This is a genomic window from Mycobacterium marseillense (genome assembly GCF_010731675.1).
Classification (GTDB): Bacteria; Actinomycetota; Actinomycetes; order Mycobacteriales; family Mycobacteriaceae; genus Mycobacterium; species Mycobacterium marseillense.
Window position 1 is genome coordinate 3,100,939 of sequence record NZ_AP022584.1, and the last position, 14,446, is coordinate 3,115,384.

Below are 14,446 nucleotides of genomic sequence, written 5' to 3' on the forward strand. Positions count from 1 at the left end.
GGCTGCGCTCCTGCGGGCCACCCGGGTGTAATCCGCTGCACGCCAACCCGTTACGAAGATGTAACTGGCCGCAAGAAGGGCGGATATCGGAACATCCCCCGCAAACTCCCAACGAGGGACGGGACCGATGCAAGACATTGAACGGGCGGGCGATCGGCTTCCCACCGCGTCGCGCGCCGACCGGTTGCGCGGCATCATCCGGCACGACCTGCCCTCCTCGCTGGTGGTTTTTCTGGTCGCGCTCCCGCTGTCGCTGGGAATCGCGATCGCCTCGGGCGCCCCGGTGCTCGCCGGCCTGATCGCCGCGGTCGTCGGGGGCATCGTCGTCGGCGCTCTGGGTGGCTCCCCGCTGCAAGTCAGCGGCCCGGCGGCCGGGCTGACCGTCGTCGTCGCCGGCCTGGTTTCCGAGTTCGGTTGGGGCATCACGTGTTTGATCACCGTCGCCGCCGGAACCCTGCAAGTGCTGCTGGGGCTCAGCCGCGTGGCGCGCGCCGCCCTGGCAATTTCGCCGGTCGTCGTGCACGCCATGCTGGCCGGCATCGGCATCACGATCGCCCTGCAGCAGGCGCACGTGTTGCTGGGCGGAAAATCCAAGAGCACCGCCTGGCACAACCTGATCGGCCTGCCCGGGCAGATCATCGGCGCGCACCGGCCGGGAGTGATCCTGGGCGTACTGGTGATCGTCATCCTGGTCGCCTGGCGGTGGATGCCCGCCAAGGCCCGCCGCATTCCGGGTCCCCTGGTCGCCATCATGGCGGTCACGGTGATCTCGGTCGTCTTCGGATTCCACGTGCGCCGGATCGACCTCGAGGGGTCACCGCTGGACGCGCTGCGGCTACCCGACCTTCCCCACGGCAACTGGGGCGCGTTCACCGTCGGGGTGATCACCGTCGCGCTCATTGCCAGCGTCGAGAGCCTGCTGTCAGCGGTGTCGGTCGACAGGATGCACAACGGGCCACGCACCGACTTCAACCGCGAGCTCGTGGGACAGGGCGCCGCCAACATCATCTCCGGGACCGTCGGCGGGCTGCCGATCACCGGGGTCATCGTCCGCAGCTCCACGAATGTCATCGCGGGCGCCAGATCCCGGGCGTCCTCGATCATGCACGGCGTCTGGATCCTGCTGTTCACGATTCCGTTCGCCGGCCTGGTCGAAGAGATCCCCACCGCCGCCCTTGCCGGACTGCTGATCGTCATCGGCGTCCAGCTGCTCAAGCCGGCCCACATCGAAACCGCAATGAAGAACGGCGATCTCGCCGTGTACGTGGTGACGGCCGTCAGCGTCATCTTCCTCAACCTGTTGCACGGCGTGTTGATCGGGCTGGCGCTGGCCATCGCACTGACCGGGTGGCGGGTGATCCGGGCCAAGATCGAGGCGGAGCCGGTTGACGACGAATGGCGGGTATCCATCGAGGGTGCGGCCTGCACCTTCCTGGCGCTACCGCGGCTGACGCGGATCCTGACAGCGCTTCCGCAGGGCGCGACCGTGACGGTCGCCATTGCGGTGCACTACCTCGATCACGCTGCGCACCAAACGATTACCGACTGGCAGCGACAGCACGAGGCGACGGGCGGGACGGTCCACATCCGGGGCGTAGTCGAGACGGGTCACCGGGGCGCGGACGAACAGTTGGTCGAGGCGCAAAGACCCGGGGCCGCCGCGTAATTGCGCCGGACGGTCAGTCGACGTCGATCCTGATGTGCAGCCGCTTGCCGCAGACTTCCGCCAGGCGCTGCAGCACGTCGACGCGCGGCACCTCGTCCCCGCTCTCCCACGCGGCCACGGCCTCCCGGGTGGTGCCGAGGGCCTGGGCCAGTTGGTCCTGGTTCATCCCGGCACCGGCGCGGGTCTCGAAGATCAGATCGGGCAGATTCAGCGCCAGCCCGGCTTCGTGAATATCGATCGAGTTAGAGTCCGACATCGCAATCACCGCTTCCATCAACGGAAAGCCCAAGGACTACAGCTAACTCCGATGTTACGTGCGGTTCGGCCGGTGTGCACGTGCCGTTTTGGCGCCGTTTCCTACCGCCCGGCCATCTGCTCGAGTCGGCGGATGCGATCCTCGATCGGCGGGTGCGTGGAAAACAGCGACCCGATCCGCTCGCCGGCCCGGAACGGGCTGGCGATCATCAGGTGTGCCTGACTGGCCAGCTGGGGCTCGGGCGGAAGCGGGGCCGCCTGCACCCCACCGGAGATCTTGCGCAGCGCCGACGCCAGGGCCAGCGGGTCACCGGTCAACACCGCGCCCGATTCGTCCGCCTGATATTCCCGCGACCGCGATACCGCCAGGCGCACGACCGTCGCCGCGATCGGACCGAGCAACGAAACCAGCAGCAGCGCAAAGGGATTCTCGCCGTCGCGGTTGTTACCACCGAACATGCCGGCGAACATCGCCATGTTGGCCAGCGCGGTGATCACCGACGCCATCGCCCCGGCGATGCACGAGATCAGGATGTCGCGGTTGTAGACATGCGACAGCTCATGACCCAGCACAGCGCGCAGCTCGCGCTCGGTCAGGATGCCCAAAATGCCCGTGGTGCAACACACCGCGGCGTTGCGCGGATTGCGGCCGGTCGCGAACGCGTTGGGCGCGTTGGTGTCGCTGATGTAGAGCCGGGGCATCGGCTGGTGCGCGGCGGTGGCCAGCTCACGAACGATCCGGTACATCGCGGGCGCCTGGAGCTCGGAGACCGGCTGCGCGTGCATCGCCCGCAGTGCCAACTTGTCGCTGTTGTAGTACGTGTAGACGTTCATGCCGATGGCGAACAGCACCGCCAAAAACATCGCGGTCTTGCCGAACAGCGAGCCCACGAACACGATCAACGCGGACATGCCGACCAACAGGGCGAAGGTCTTGAGCCTGTTGGTATGCGGATGCCAGGTCATCGCTGTCCTCCTCGCAACACTGTCGAACGCTCGTTCATTGTCGACTATTGAACGCCCGAGACGGCCGAAGGAGTTCCGTGACCGGCTAGCCGTGCCGGCTGATGGTGTAGTCGACCAGCGTCTGCAGCGCGTGCCGGCCGGGGACGTCGGGCAGCAGGGCCAGCTCCGCATGCGCCTGCGCCGCGTACTCGCGCAGCGACTGCTTGGCCTTGGCCATGCCCGCCGACGCCCGCAGCAGCGTCAGCGCCTCGGCCACCGCCGCGTCGTCGTCGATCGGCCCGACCAGCAGCTCGCGCAGCCGCGCCGCTTCGGGACCGGGTTCGCGCATTGCGTAGACCATCGGCAAGGTGTGCACACCCTCGCGCACGTCGGTGCCGGGCAGTTTGCCGGACTCGTGGGAGTCGCTGTCGATGTCGATGATGTCGTCGGAAATCTGGAAAGCGGTGCCCACGATGCCGCCGAGGCGGCTCAGCCGCTCCACCTGCTCGGGGTCGGCGCCCGAGAACATCGCGCCGAAGCGGCCCGCCGCGGCGATCAGGCACGCGGTCTTCTCGTACACCACCTTCAGGTAGTGCTCGATCGGATCCGCCCCTTCGGCCGCCCCCGTCAGGCCGCGGGTCTCGCGCATCTGGCCGGTCACCAGCTGGGCGAACGTCTCGGCGATGAGCCGAACCGCCTCGGGCCCCAGCCTCGACACCAGCCGCGAGGCGGTGGCGAACAGATAGTCCCCGGCCAGGATCGCGACGTTGTTGCCCCAGCGCACGTTGGCGGTGGGCGTCCCGCGACGCACCTCGGCCTCGTCCATCACGTCGTCGTGATACAGCGTCGCCAGGTGCACCAGCTCGATCACGGCGCCGGCGATCGTCACGTCCGCGGCGTCGGGGTCCGGCCCCAGCTGCGCCGACAGCACCGTGAACAGCGGCCGGAACCGCTTGCCGCCGGCCTTGAACAGGTGGGTCAGCGACTCGGTCATGATCTCGTCGGCGCTGCGCAGTTCGGTGTCCATGAGCTGCTCGATCCGCCCGACACCGTCGCGCACCGTCGCCGCGAAGGCCGCGTCGCCGAGATCAACGCCCGCCACCACCGTCGCCGGAGTATTCACGGCACCAAACATACTGGTGTGCATGAAGACGGGAGCGACCCGAGCCCACGTGGTGGTCATCGGCGCCGGACCTGCCGGTTCGGCGGCGGCGGCCTGGGCCGCGCGCGCGGGCCACGACGTCGTGATCATCGATTCGGCGAGCTTTCCCCGCGACAAGGCCTGCGGCGACGGCCTGACCCCGCGGGCGGTCGCCGAGTGCGAACGCCTGGGCCTCGGGGACTGGCTGGACACCCGCATCCGGCACCGGGGGCTGCGGATGAGTGGGTTCGGCGGCGAGGTGGAGGTGGACTGGCCCGGCCCGTCCTTCCCGTCCACCGGCAGCGCGGTAGCCCGCGTCGAGCTGGACGACCGGATCCGCAAAGTCGCCGAGGATTCCGGGGCGGAGATGCTTCTGGGAACGAAAGCCGTTGGTGTGCAACATGACTCGATGGGACGGGTGACGTCGGTGACACTGGCCGACGGCACTGACGTCGGGTGCCGCCACCTGATCGTGGCCGACGGCGCCCGTTCATCGCTGGGGCGCAAGCTGGGCCGCCGGTGGCATCAGGAGACCGTGTACGGCGTCGCCGCCCGCGGCTATCTGAGCACCCCGCGCGCCGACGACCCGTGGCTGACCTCGCACCTGGAACTGCGCGGCCCCGACGGCGCGGTGTTGCCCGGCTACGGCTGGATTTTCCCGCTCGGCAACGGCGAGGTGAACATCGGCGTCGGGGCGTTGTCGACGTCGAAACGGTCCGCGGATCTGGCGCTGCGGCCGCTGATCGACCACTACGCCGACCTGCGCCGCGACGAGTGGGGCTTCACCGGCCCACCCCGGGCGGTGTCGTCGGCGCTGCTGCCGATGGGCGGCGCGGTGTCCGGCGTGGCCGGGGCCAACTGGATGCTGATCGGCGACGCCGCGGCGTGCGTGAACCCGCTCAACGGCGAAGGCATCGACTACGGGCTGGAGACGGGCCGGCTGGCCGCTGAAATGCTCGCGTTATTGGACGGCCGCGACCTGTCGCAAGTCTGGCCGTCGCTGCTGCGGCAGCACTACGGTCGCGGCTTCTCGGTGGCGCGTCGGCTGGCGCTGCTGCTGACCTTTCAGCGGTTCCTGCCCGCGACCGGGCCGATCGCGATGCGCTCGACGACGCTGATGACCATCGCGGTGCGGGTGATGGCCAACCTGGTCACCGACGAGGACGCGGACTGGGTGGCGCGCGCCTGGCGGGGCGGGGGCCGGCTGTCGCGACTGATCGACCGCCGCACACCGTTCAGCTGAGCGGCGGCCGCATCGCCGCTGGTCGGGGGGTACGGCGGCCCTGCCGGGGCGCTCCATCGGCGCTCCCCGTTTGTCGGCGCGCTTCCTACCGGGCGTGTATAGTCCAGCTAATGAAGGGAACGATGCTGGCTACTATCGGTGCCGCTGCCGCTGCCGTTGCTGCTTTCGCGCTGGGCGCGCCGGCGCAGCTCTCCGCGCCCGCGCAGGCGGATCCGCCGCCGACGGCGCCGTACCCGACCCCACGGACGCCGTCGCCCCCGAGCGACTACGACGCGCCGTTCAAGAACACCGTCAACGGCTTCGGCATCTACCAGCCGCAGGACCAACTGGCGTGGCTGGGCAAGATCACCTGCGACCGGATTGACCACGGCGTCGACCACGACGCCCACCAGTCCGCGACGTTCATCCAGCGCAACCTGCCGCGCGGCACCTCCGAGGGCCAGTCGCTGCAGTTCCTCGGCGCGGCGGTCGACCACTACTGCCCGGAGCACATCGACGTCGTCCAAGCGGCCGGCAATCACTAAAACCGCCTCAGCGCGGGGGCAGGTACCCCGCGTGTAGGGCGACGATGCCGCCCGTCAGGTTGCGCCACCGCACCCCCACCCAGCCGGCCTGGGTCAGCTGCTGCGCCAACCCCTCCTGATCGGGCCACGCCCTGATCGACTCCGCCAGGTACACGTAGGCCTCGGGGTTGCTCGACACCGCCCGCGCCACCCGCGGCAGCGCCCGCATCAGGTACTCCTTGTAGACGGTGGCGAACAGGCCGTTGGTGGGCGTGGAGAACTCGCACACCACCAGTCGGCCGCCCGGGCGGGTGACGCGCGCCATCTCACGCAGCGCGGCTTGGGTGTCGACGACGTTGCGCAACCCGAAACTGATTGTGACAGCATCGAATACGTCGTCGGCGAACGGCAGCCTGGTGGCGTCGCCGGCGACCTTCGGCACGTCGCGCGCCGCCCCCGCGGCCAGCATGCCGACCGAGAAATCGGCGGCCACACACCACGCCCCGGACTTCTTCAGCTCGGCGGTCGAGACCGCGGTGCCCGCGGCGAGGTCCAGCACCTGCTGGCCGGGCCCGATCTCCAGCGCCGCCCGGGTGGCCTTGCGCCAGGAGCGGTCCTGGCCCATCGACAGCACGGTGTTGGTCAGGTCGTAGCGCCGGGCGACGCCGTCGAACATCGACGCGACGTCGCGGGGGTCCTTGTCCAACTCGGCGCGGCTCACCACACGGACGCTACCCTTCGGGAATTCCGCGGCGGCAGCAGCGTTGCAACTCGGCGTGACTGACAAAGTGTGGTTTATCACCGGTACATCGCGCGGTTTCGGACGGGCCTGGGCGATCGCGGCGCTGGAGCGCGGCGACAGGGTCGCCGCCACCGCGCGCGATACGGCGTCGCTGGACGACTTGGCGCACAAGTACGGCGACGCGCTGTTGCCAATTCAATTGGACGTCACCGACCGCGACGCGGACTTCGCGGCGGTCACGCGGGCGCACGACCACTTCGGTCGGCTCGACATCGTGGTGAACAACGCCGGCTACGGGCAGTTCGGGTTCGTCGAGGAACTCTCCGAGCGAGACGCACGCGACCAGATCGAGACCAATGTCTTTGGGGCGCTGTGGATCACCCAGGCCGCGCTGCCGTACCTGCGCGAGCAGGGCAGCGGCCACATCATCCAGGTGTCCTCGATCGGGGGCATCACCGCGTTCCCGTTGGTCGGCATGTACCACGCGTCGAAGTGGGCGCTGGAAGGCTTTTCGCAGGCGCTGGCCCAGGAGGTCGCCCCGTTCGGTGTCCACGTCACGCTGATCGAGCCGGGCGGCTTCGACACCGACTGGGCCGGTCCGTCGGCCAGGCACGCCGAGCCATTGCCCGCCTACGACGACCTTCGCGCCGCCGTTGCGGCCGAACGCAGCCGGCGGTGGGCCAGCCCGGGTGACCCGACCGCCTCGGCGGCCGCACTCCTCAAGGTGGTCGACGCCGAAAAGCCGCCGCTGCGAGCGTTCTTCGGGTCGTCACCGTTGGAGACGGCCAAGGCCGACTACGAGAGCCGGATCCGCAACTGGGAGGAATGGCAGCCCGTCGCGGAGCTGGCGCAGGGCTGAGGGTGGGCCGTCACTGGCCCTGCGCGTACCGCCTGGCGAACAGGCGCCGCCGCTCGAACGGCGACAGCACCGCCTCGTAGTGGCCGAGCAGCTCGTCGCAGATGACCGGCCAGCTGCGGCCGACCACGCTGCGCCGCGCGGCCGGCGCGTAGCGCGCCCGTTCGGCGATCAGGTGCGCGACGGCCTCGGGCAGCCGGGCCTCGAACTCGTTGACCCCCAACAGCAGGCCGGTGCGCCACGGGGTGACGAGGTCGCGTGGGCCGCCGGCGTCGGGGGCGATCACCGGCAACCCCGACGCCAGCGCTTCCTGCACGACCTGACAGAACGTCTCGTGCTCACCGGGATGCACGAAAACGTCCATGCTGGCGTACGCCGCGGCGAGCTCGTCGCCGTAGAGCGCACCCGTGAAAACCGCTGTCGGCATTGCCGATTGCAGTTTGTCGCGGTCGACGCCGTCGCCCACGATGACGAGCTGGACCTCGCCGCCGGCGGCCAGCCCGGCGAGCCGCTCGACGTGTTTCTCGGGCGCGAGCCGGCCCACGAACCCGACGATGGGCTTGCCATCCGGCGACCATCGTCGCCGCAGCGCCTCGTCGCGCGCCGACGGCGCGAACCGCAGCACATCGACGCCGCGCGCCCACCGGTGTACCCGCGGGAAGCGCTGGGCGACAAGGGCTTCCATCGTCACACTCGACGGCGCCAGGGTACGGTCGGCGAGCCCGTGCAGGTGGCGGAACCAGGCCCACGCGGCCCGGGCCGTCATCGGGATGCCGTAGCTGGCCGCGAACCCCGGGACGTCGGTTTGATACACCGCGACCGTCGGCACCCCCAGCCACCGCGCCGCGCGCACCCCGCCATAGCCCAGCAGCGCCGGCGACGCCAGATGCACGACGTGCGGGTCGAATCCGCGCAACACGCTCACCAGCCGGGGCGTCGGCACCCCGAGCGGCAGTGTGGTCACCTTCGGGAACATGCGTGAGGGCACCCGGTGCACCCGGATGCCGTCGTGAATGCGCTCCGCCGGCGGTGCACCGGGCGGCGTGTCGGGGGCGATGACGAGGGCCTCGTGGCCGGTGCGGCGCAGGTGCTCGAGCACCCGGATCACCGAGTGGCTGACACCGTTGACTTCCGGCAGGAAAGATTCCGCGACGATGGCAACGCGCACCCCATCACCGTCTCAGCGCCGCCTGTCGACAAGGTTGCCTCCGGGCGTCCGTCACGCGAAATTTGCAGGTTCGGCGCTTGGGGCGCGGCGGTCCAGCCATTTGTCTCCCAGTGCCAGCGCTATCAGCAGGGCCGCGGCCCCCAGCCAGGCCACCACCGCGATGGATCCCGCCGGGATGATCGCCAGGCCGGCGTTGCGGTGCTGCACGCGGACCAGGTTCGGGTCGTTCTTGTTGTACTCCACGTAGATCCGCATCCCGGTCGCCAGATGCGACGGGTAGAGCACACCGAGTTCGGGGCGGTAGGTGGTCCGCTCGGGGGTGACGAATTCGATGGTGGAGCGGCGCGGCCCGGCGCTGAGCACCTCCGCCTGCGCGACGCCCATGTTGTGCGTGATCGCAAGGTCGTTGCGCCAGGCGCCGGCCACCAACAGCACCGACTGCAGCGTGACCAGGCCGGCGACGATCAACACCGCGATCCGGGCCCACCGCAACGCGATCCTGGCACGTGTTTTCGGAGGTTCGTCACTGCGTCCGTGAATCAGTATGTGCAGCAGAACCTTTGGAGATCTCGTCATCTATTCGCGCCTCACAGCGCCGCCTTGATGGCGGCGTGCAGCTGCCGCAGCGAGGAGCGGTCCGCCTTGACTTCCAGCACCCGCATCCCGGGGCCGGGTTCGTCGAGGGCGGCGTGCAATTCGCCGACCTCGATCTGGCGGCTTTCCACGTGATACGCGCGGCACAGTGCCCCCACGTCGACGTCGTGCGGGGTCCCGAAAATCCGCGACGACACGTCGGAGAAGCGCGGGTCGCCCTGCTCGAGCAGCTCGAAGATGCCGCCGCCGTTGTCGTTGGAGACCACGATGGTCAGGCCGCGGGGGGTGGGTTCGGTGGGGCCGATCAGCAGCCCGGAGCTGTCATGCACGAAGGTCAGATCGCCGATCAGCGCGACGGTGCGCGCCGGACCGCCCGCGTTCCCGTCCCGCTCGTGGGCAAGGGCCGCCCCGATCGCGGTGGACACCGTGCCGTCGATGCCGGCGACCCCGCGATTGGAGCGCACCCGGATGCCGTGGGTGTCCAGGCCGACCAGCGCCGCGTCGCGGACGGGGTTGGATGCCCCGAGCACCAGCTGGTCACCGGGCCGCAGCGCGTCGGCCACGGCCGCGGCGACGTGCAGGCCGGTGGTCAGCGGGTGCGCCGCGAGCTGGCCGCGCACCGCGTCGTTGGCGTGCCGGTTGGTCTCCGCGCAGCGGTGCAGCCACGCCGGGTTGGGCGCCCCGGTGGTGACCGCCCGCGTGCCGGTGGCCTGCGAGTTTCCCGAGACGTCGGGCCAGCGGGGGCCGGTGGTCAGTGCGAACACCGGCACGTGGGGGTCGGCCAGCAGCGTCGACACCGGACGGTGCAGCGTGGGGCGGCCGAGCATGATCACCTGCTTGGGCCGCAGCAGCGGCAGCGCCAGGGGGTGTAGCGGGTTCTCCGGGGCCGGAGCGGTCGGTTCGGCCACGGTGGGCAGCTGGGCGAGGGCGGGGTGGGTGCCGGCGCCGTGGCCCGCGATGACGACCGTGTCGGGCGTGAGGTCGATGTCCAGCGGCTGGTCGAAGGTCACCGGCGGGGTGTAGGTCCAGGGTCGGCCGCCCGGGCGGCCCTGCGGGATCACCGTGCCGTGGGGCTCGGGATCCGGCACCAGCGGCTCGCGCAGCGGGATGTCGAACTGGACGGGGCCGGCGTTGGCGGTGCGTGACCCGGTGGCGGCCACCAGGACCCGGCAGGTGGCCGAGCGCCAGGTGGCGTTGAGTGCGTCCAACCGCTCGGGGGCGTCCTCGGCGAGGCCCAGGCTGATGGTGGCGCGGACCTGGGTGCCGAAGTAGCCCAGCTGTTCCATGGTCTGGTTGGCCCCCGTGCCCAGCAGCTCGTAGGGGCGGTTGGCCGAGAGCACGATCAGCGGCACCCGGGCGTAGTTGGCCTCCACCACGGCGGGGCCCAGGTTGGCGACGGCGGTGCCCGACGTCATGGCGACGCACACCGGCGAGCCGGCGGCGATCGCCAGGCCGATGGCCAGATAGCCGGCCGTGCGCTCGTCGATGCGGACGTGCAGCCGGATCCGGCCAGAGCGGTCGGCGTCCTGCAGCGCGAAGGCGAGCGGGGCGTTCCGCGAACCCGGACACAGCACCACGTCGCGGACACCGCCGCGAATCAGCTCGTCGACGACGACGCGAGCCTGTGTCGTCGAGGGGTTCACTCCTACAGGGTGTCACAGCCCGCAGACGACGCCCGCCGCACAGCGACGGCAGGAGAAGGCGGGCAGTTCAACCCAGCCCCCCGGAACGCGCGCCGAACGTGGAGTTGCTGCGGCCTTCTCGGGGGATTTCGCCCCACAAGTCGACGTTGGGCGCCTAGCGCGGCTCGGCGAAGAACTTGAGCATGGCGGCGTTGACGGCGTCGGGCCGTTCGAAGAAGCCGAGGTGCCCGGTGTCGGGGATCTGCATGTAGCGGCCGTTGGGCAGCGCGTCGGCGACCTCCCGGCCCAGATACGGCGGCGTCAGGACGTCGTCGGAGAAGCCGAGCACCAGCACCGGCGTCGCGATGCTGCGGTAGGCCGACAGCCGGCTGGTGTAGGGCGCGACATCCAGCTGGGCGCGCATGCCCGGGGTGGGCTTGACAGGCCAGGTGGAAAACATGGCGATCCAGTCGGCGACCGCGGTGTCGTCGTTGAGGGTCTTGCGGGAAAAGTTCTCGAGCAGGCGGATTTTCGCCTCATAGGAGGCCGGCAGAGTGACGCCGGCGTCGGACAGTTCGGCCTCGGCGTCGCGGAAGAACTGCCGCGCGCGGTCCATGCGGCCGCGGGTGCCCATCAGGACCGCCGCGCTGACCAGATCGGGCCGGGCGAGCATGAGTTCCTGGGTGATGAAGGCGCCCATCGACATTCCGACGATGCGGGCGGGGGCGGCGTTCAGCCCTTCGATCAGCGCGACGGTGTCGGCGACCATGGTTTGCGTCGAGAAGCCCTCGGCGTTCTCCGTGGCGCCGATCCCGCGATTGTCGAAGGTGATGACGCGGTATCCGGCCGCCAGGAACGCGGGAACTTGATAGGGGTGCCAGGTCCGTCCGGCGCCGCCGTGGCCGGCGATAAAGACCACGGGCTCACCGGAGCCGCGGTCGTCGTAAGCCAGGTTGATCACCCGGACGACGGTACAAGCAACCGATGGCACGCCTTGACCCGGTCGATCCACCACTGCCGACGCTGCTGCGCTGCCGCGAGTGTGCGCAGCCGCGCCGGATCCGGCGTCACCGGCCCGACGGCCAGGCTCCCGCCGACGGGCGGTGCCGCCTCGGCGACGTCGTCCACGAACAGCCCGCCGGTGCCCAGCCCGCAGGCGTGCCGAAGCTGCGGCAGGGCGGCCGCGGCGGTCAGCCCGGCGCCGATCCCGACCGCCGAGTCCAGCGCGCTGGAGACCACGATGGGAACGTCGATTTGGTCGGCGATGGCGAGCATGGCCGAAATCCCGCCCAGCGGAGCGACTTTGAGTACCGCGACGTCGGCGGCGCCGGCGCGGACCACGGCCAGCGGGTCCTCGGCCTTGCGGATGCTCTCGTCGGCGGCGATCGGCACGTCGACCCGGAGACGCAACTCGGCTAGTTCACCGACCGTCGCGCAGGGTTGTTCGAGGTACTCCAGCGGGCCGTCGGCCGTCAACGCCGCGGCCGCATCGACCGCCTGCTCGACGCTCCAGCCGCCGTTGGCGTCCACCCGCACGGTCGGCACCAGCTCGCGCACGGCGTTGACCCGGGCGACGTCGTCGGCCAGCGTCTGGCCGGGCTCGGCGACCTTCACCTTGGCCGTCCCGGCGCCGGGAAAGCGGGCCAGCACCTCGCCCACCTGGGCGGCGGGCACGGCCGGCACCGTGGCGTTGATCGGGATGCGGTCCCGGCGCGCCGCCGGCGGCTGCCGGTAGGCGGCCTCGATGCCCGAGGCCAGCCAATGCGCGGCCTCGGGCGGCTCGTATTCGAGGAAAGCCCCGAACTCCCCCCAGCCGACCGGGCCCTCGATGAGCGCGACTTCGCGGGTGGTGATGCCGCGGAACCGCACCCGCATGGGCAGCGAGACCACGTGCAGGCGGTCCAGCAGGTCTTCCAGCCGGGGTGGGCGCGTCGGGGTCACGCGCCGTAGACCTGGTGGCCCGCCAGATACGTCGCCCGCACGTCGAGGTCGGCGATCTGCTCGGGCGGCACGGTGCGCGGGTCGGCCGAGAGCACGACCAGGTCGGCGTACTTGCCGACCTCCAGCGAGCCGATCACGTCGTCGGCGAACAGCTGCCAGGCGGCGTCGATGGTCTGCGCGCGGATGGCCTGCTCGACCGTGAGTCGCTCCTCGGGTCCGAGCACCCGGCCGCTGGGCGCCGTACGGGTCACCGCCACGCTGATGTTGCGCAGCGGCTCCTCGGGCGTGACCGGCGGGTCGTTGTGCAGCGAGATCCGCATGCCGGTGGCCACCGCGGATCCCGCTGGCATCCAACGGGTTCCGCGCTCCTCGCCGAACAACCCGTCGACAATGACGTCGCCCCAGTAGTGGATCTGGTCGACGAAGATGCTGCAGGTGACCCCGAGGTCGTGCGCGCGCCGCAGCTGTTCGGGACGGATGGCGCCGACATGCTCGAGCCGCAGTCGGTGGTCGTCGCGCGGATGGCGCCTGAGCACCTCCTCGTAGACGTCGAGGATGGTGTCGACGCCGGCGTCGCCCTGCACGTGGCAGGCCATCGGCCAGCCGAGCGGGAAGTAGGCACCGACGATCTCGTGCAGCTGCTCGGCGGTGTAGTTGGCGCAGCCGCACGACCCCGGCACGACGCCGATGGTGCGGGTGGCCTCGGTGTCCAGGTACGGGAACGAGAGGTCGATGTTGCCGATCCAGGGCGAGCCGTCGACCCAGATCTTGATGCCGACCTGGCGCAGGATGTCGTCGCCCTGCCCGGGCGTGGCGTCGGTGGACATCTGCGGGTTGGAGATCTCATAGGTGCGCAGCCGGACCGTCAGCTGGCCGCGCAGCTGTTCGACCATTGGCCGGAAGCCGGGGTCGAACGCCATCTCCGAGCAGGTGGTCAGCCCGGCGCGGTTGAGCCGAGCGCACTCGGCGAGCAGCATCCGTGGGTAGTCGGCGAAGTCGATGACCCCGCCCAGCAGCGGGAACACGGCGCCGGTCTCCTCGGCGGTGCCGTCGAGTTCGCCGTCGGCATCGCGGCCGTACTTGGCGCCCTTGGGGTCGGGGGTGTCGCGGTTCAGGCCGTGCAGCTGGGCGGCGGTCGTATTGAAATACGCCTTGTGCCCGGAGTTGTGCATGATCACCAGCGGGGTGTCGGGCGCGATGCCGTCGAGCCAGCCCAGCGTCGGCTCGGGAAGACCGTTCTGCAGCAGGGGATCCCAGCCGTTGAGGTAGGCGCCGTCGGATCCGCGTCGCGTGACCTCGGAGCGCACCGCGGAGACGACGTCGTCGGCGCTGCGCATGGTGACCGGGCGGATGTCGACGAGGCGGTCTGAGAGGGCGACGGCCTCCATCAGCGGATGGCCATGGGCCTCAACGAATCCCGGCATGACGCAGCCGTCACCGACGTCGACGCTCTGGGTGGCGGGGCCGATGAGCTCGGCGACCTCGGCACGGGTTCCAACGGCGACGATCTTGCCGTGGGCCACGGCGAGCGCCTCCGCGGTGGGCCGCGCCTCGTCGACGGTCAGGATGGTTCCGGTGACGACGAGATCTGCCTGCCCCATGGATAAGGATCCTAGTGACCGGGAGACATTTCATGCATGAGTTCTCCGGCGGCAGCCACGCGGCGGAGTTGTCCTGATGTTGCCAGTCGCTGTCGCAAAATTAGACGGCATTGCCGCCCAGAACTTACCTCGTTGTCAACGACACCAATCCCAGCAGGACCAGCGGAAA

At 70.3% G+C, this 14,446-nt stretch carries 14 protein-coding genes; 4 read left to right on the top strand and 10 right to left on the bottom strand.

The features are described 5' to 3' along the window. Positions 1 to 127: 127 nt before the first annotated feature. The gene (locus G6N26_RS14165; RefSeq protein ID WP_083018334.1) at positions 128 to 1,666 is read left to right on the top strand and encodes a SulP family inorganic anion transporter; all 1,539 of its coding nucleotides are present in this window, start codon (positions 128 to 130) and stop codon (positions 1,664 to 1,666) included. 13 nt (positions 1,667 to 1,679) lie between these two features. Here G6N26_RS14165 and G6N26_RS14170 read toward each other — a convergent pair whose 3' ends face one another. The 3 genes from G6N26_RS14170 to grcC1 form a co-directional block, all read right to left on the bottom strand. Then, positions 1,680 to 1,940 carry a helix-turn-helix transcriptional regulator gene (locus G6N26_RS14170; protein WP_067166927.1) on the bottom strand — a complete coding sequence of 87 codons (261 nt, stop codon included), beginning with the start codon at positions 1,938 to 1,940 and terminating at the stop codon, positions 1,680 to 1,682. Between the two features lie 83 nt (positions 1,941 to 2,023). Continuing rightward, the gene (htpX, locus tag G6N26_RS14175) at positions 2,024 to 2,887 is read right to left on the bottom strand and encodes a zinc metalloprotease HtpX (RefSeq protein ID WP_067166923.1); all 864 of its coding nucleotides are present in this window, start codon (positions 2,885 to 2,887) and stop codon (positions 2,024 to 2,026) included. An 85-nt stretch (positions 2,888 to 2,972) separates the two neighbouring features. After that, positions 2,973 to 3,989: a nonaprenyl/(2E,6E)-farnesyl/geranylgeranyl diphosphat synthase gene (grcC1, locus tag G6N26_RS14180; protein WP_067167021.1), complete on the bottom strand. Its 1,017-nt coding sequence runs from the start codon at positions 3,987 to 3,989 to the stop codon at positions 2,973 to 2,975. Positions 3,990 to 4,011: 22 nt separating this feature from the next. Between grcC1 and menJ the strand changes: the two genes are divergently transcribed. Together menJ and G6N26_RS14190 are read left to right on the top strand one after the other, a co-directional pair. Beyond that, complete coding sequence (menJ, locus tag G6N26_RS14185; RefSeq protein ID WP_083018336.1) at positions 4,012 to 5,250, top strand: menaquinone reductase; 1,239 nt, start codon at positions 4,012 to 4,014, stop codon at positions 5,248 to 5,250. Between the two features lie 110 nt (positions 5,251 to 5,360). Further along, positions 5,361 to 5,774, top strand: coding sequence for a DUF732 domain-containing protein (locus G6N26_RS14190; protein WP_067166916.1), 414 nt, complete (start codon positions 5,361 to 5,363; stop codon positions 5,772 to 5,774). A gap of 7 nt (positions 5,775 to 5,781) precedes the next feature. Here the strand turns inward: G6N26_RS14190 and G6N26_RS14195 are convergent, their stop codons facing one another. Then, positions 5,782 to 6,474 carry a demethylmenaquinone methyltransferase gene (locus G6N26_RS14195; RefSeq protein WP_083018415.1) on the bottom strand — a complete coding sequence of 231 codons (693 nt, stop codon included), beginning with the start codon at positions 6,472 to 6,474 and terminating at the stop codon, positions 5,782 to 5,784. Between the two features lie 55 nt (positions 6,475 to 6,529). Here G6N26_RS14195 and G6N26_RS14200 point away from each other — a divergent pair, with 55 nt between their 5' ends. Beyond that, complete coding sequence (locus G6N26_RS14200; RefSeq protein WP_067167018.1) at positions 6,530 to 7,354, top strand: SDR family oxidoreductase; 825 nt, start codon at positions 6,530 to 6,532, stop codon at positions 7,352 to 7,354. Positions 7,355 to 7,364: 10 nt separating this feature from the next. Here G6N26_RS14200 and G6N26_RS14205 read toward each other — a convergent pair whose 3' ends face one another. The 6 genes from G6N26_RS14205 to G6N26_RS14230 all read right to left on the bottom strand — a co-directional run bounded on the left by G6N26_RS14205 (position 7,365) and on the right by G6N26_RS14230 (position 14,277). Then, positions 7,365 to 8,519 (bottom strand): glycosyltransferase family 4 protein, encoded by a 1,155-nt coding sequence (locus tag G6N26_RS14205; RefSeq protein WP_067166911.1) that lies wholly within the window; start codon positions 8,517 to 8,519, stop codon positions 7,365 to 7,367. A 51-nt stretch (positions 8,520 to 8,570) separates the two neighbouring features. Then, complete coding sequence (locus G6N26_RS14210) at positions 8,571 to 9,095, bottom strand: DUF3592 domain-containing protein (RefSeq protein WP_067166908.1); 525 nt, start codon at positions 9,093 to 9,095, stop codon at positions 8,571 to 8,573. A gap of 11 nt (positions 9,096 to 9,106) precedes the next feature. Further along, entirely contained in the window at positions 9,107 to 10,756 is a 1,650-nt protein-coding gene (gene menD / locus G6N26_RS14215; RefSeq protein WP_083018338.1) for a 2-succinyl-5-enolpyruvyl-6-hydroxy-3-cyclohexene-1-carboxylic-acid synthase, read from the bottom strand. 154 nt (positions 10,757 to 10,910) lie between these two features. Continuing rightward, positions 10,911 to 11,696 carry an alpha/beta fold hydrolase gene (locus G6N26_RS14220; RefSeq protein ID WP_067166901.1) on the bottom strand — a complete coding sequence of 262 codons (786 nt, stop codon included), beginning with the start codon at positions 11,694 to 11,696 and terminating at the stop codon, positions 10,911 to 10,913. Beyond that, the gene (locus G6N26_RS14225; protein ID WP_083018340.1) at positions 11,693 to 12,676 is read right to left on the bottom strand and encodes an o-succinylbenzoate synthase; all 984 of its coding nucleotides are present in this window, start codon (positions 12,674 to 12,676) and stop codon (positions 11,693 to 11,695) included. Before G6N26_RS14225 ends, G6N26_RS14220 begins: the two co-directional genes overlap by 4 nt. Next, positions 12,673 to 14,277 (bottom strand): amidohydrolase, encoded by a 1,605-nt coding sequence (locus tag G6N26_RS14230; RefSeq protein WP_083018342.1) that lies wholly within the window; start codon positions 14,275 to 14,277, stop codon positions 12,673 to 12,675. Before G6N26_RS14230 ends, G6N26_RS14225 begins: the two co-directional genes overlap by 4 nt. Positions 14,278 to 14,446 lie beyond the last annotated feature (169 nt).

Bases quoted from the DNA above. Each gene is read 5' to 3' on its own strand.
- G6N26_RS14165 (WP_083018334.1), top strand. From the start codon at position 128: ATGCAAGACATTGAACGGGCGGGCGATCGGCTTCCCACCGCGTCGCGC.
- G6N26_RS14170 (WP_067166927.1), bottom strand. From the start codon at position 1,940: ATGGAAGCGGTGATTGCGATGTCGGACTCTAACTCGATCGATATTCAC.
- htpX (WP_067166923.1), bottom strand. From the start codon at position 2,887: ATGACCTGGCATCCGCATACCAACAGGCTCAAGACCTTCGCCCTGTTG.
- menJ (WP_083018336.1), top strand. From the start codon at position 4,012: ATGAAGACGGGAGCGACCCGAGCCCACGTGGTGGTCATCGGCGCCGGA.
- G6N26_RS14190 (WP_067166916.1), top strand. From the start codon at position 5,361: ATGAAGGGAACGATGCTGGCTACTATCGGTGCCGCTGCCGCTGCCGTT.
- G6N26_RS14210 (WP_067166908.1), bottom strand. From the start codon at position 9,095: ATGACGAGATCTCCAAAGGTTCTGCTGCACATACTGATTCACGGACGC.
- G6N26_RS14230 (WP_083018342.1), bottom strand. From the start codon at position 14,277: ATGGGGCAGGCAGATCTCGTCGTCACCGGAACCATCCTGACCGTCGAC.